The organism is Caecibacter sp. AF58-12pH5A (assembly GCF_027681725.1).
GTDB classification, from domain to species: Bacteria; Bacillota; Negativicutes; order Veillonellales; family Megasphaeraceae; genus Megasphaera; species Megasphaera hominis.
The window spans coordinates 1-1,408 of record NZ_JAQDBC010000080.1 but is presented as its reverse complement, the minus strand read 5'-3'; the positions used below and the strand labels follow the sequence as shown (position 1 = coordinate 1,408).

Sequence of the window (1,408 nt, the reverse complement as noted above, 5' to 3'; positions counted from 1 at the left end):
TCTGATACTCCCCTATAAAAATGGCTATTTATCAACTGTTTGTTGTGACATAGCCTTTAAAAAATATAATGATGCTTACGGACATTTACAAGGTGACGAATGCTTAAAAGCTATGGCGGTAGAATTTCAACGTTCTGTGCGGCGTCCGCAAGATATGGTAGTACGGTTTGGCGGGGAAGAGTTTGTTATATTGCTGCCGCAATCGGGGAAAGAAGCGGCTATTCATGTTGTAAAACGATTGTTTAGGAATGTTAACAGTTTATATTCTAAATATAGTCCGGTACAACTTAAAAGCCAAATGACTATTTCTGTCGGAATTGCTTGTTTGTATCCTCAGCAGGAGGATCCAATCATGCTGCTAGTAGATAAAGCCGATCAGGAATTATACAGAGCAAAAGAAGCGGGACGAAATTGTTTCAGGTTATATGAACGTCTTTGAGACGGTTGTTTTTAAAATATAGAATAGTAAAAATAAATTACTTTAATTTTTTATATAGCAGTTTGAGAATGTCGTTTGAAAACAATATTATGAACGATGCTGGTTTATATAAAAGGAGAATCAGTTTATTTTTATATTTCATAAAGGGCAAACATATTGCTGCTTTTTGTTTTGTAAAATTCTGTATTTATCAAGAACAGGAAAACGACCCCTGTTAAAAAAGCAGGGGTCGTTTTCCTGTTCTTGATAAATTACAGCTATATTGAAAACAAAATAGTTAAATTTCTAATTTGCAGCCGCCAAATTCTGGTGAGCAGCCACCGAGGGATGGTTGAATACCTTCTTTGCCAAATTCCTTTTTCCATAAACCATGTAAATTGCAGTACGCGTATACAGTTCCTGAGACATCAACACCTTTAAAAATTGTTTTAGGAGCTTGACCTGGAAATAATTTATGTGTTTCTATTTTATTTCCACTGACTAAGGTAATCCATTGAATAAAGTGTTCATCGGTCATCGGATGTTCAACAGAACCAATCGTTACCATTAAATCTCCATTATTTAATGTCAGCGCAGGAATGTGTTTTTCTTTGGCAGCATCTACTGCACCCGCAACTAATTTTTTCATTGGCTGACCACAGCAAGAGAGCTGGCTGTTACTGCCTTGAATAACGGCAACAAGATTACCGCATTTTTCACAATAATAAAAATCTACTTCGTTCATAATAAAACCTCCTGATTCAATACATATATAATATTAAATAAAACTAGTTTCCTGTAATTAAATCGTTAACGAATAATTATTATTTATATCATTACATGATGATTATATAATAATTTTCTGTATAAGTCAACTCATTACGAATGGGAAAAGATAGACCAGGGATATAATTTGCTACAAACATACGCGAGGGAGTGTAAAATGAAGTGTGTAAGTTACCGGTAACCAATTTACTAACTTACGCACTT

Annotated in this window: 2 protein-coding genes; one reads left to right on the top strand and one right to left on the bottom strand. The window is 34.4% G+C overall.

The features are described from left to right. Nucleotides 1–439, top strand: a 439-nt coding sequence (locus PGX44_RS13900) for a GGDEF domain-containing protein (RefSeq protein WP_498855838.1), incomplete at its 5' end; no start/stop codon positions are given. Between the two features lie 277 nt (nt 440–716). On the opposite strand, the gene PGX44_RS13895 is transcribed toward PGX44_RS13900, so the two are convergent. Then, on the bottom strand, nt 717–1,163 hold the full coding sequence (locus PGX44_RS13895) for a desulfoferrodoxin family protein (RefSeq protein ID WP_427113690.1): 447 nt from the start codon (nt 1,161–1,163) through the stop codon (nt 717–719). Nucleotides 1,164–1,408 lie beyond the last annotated feature (245 nt).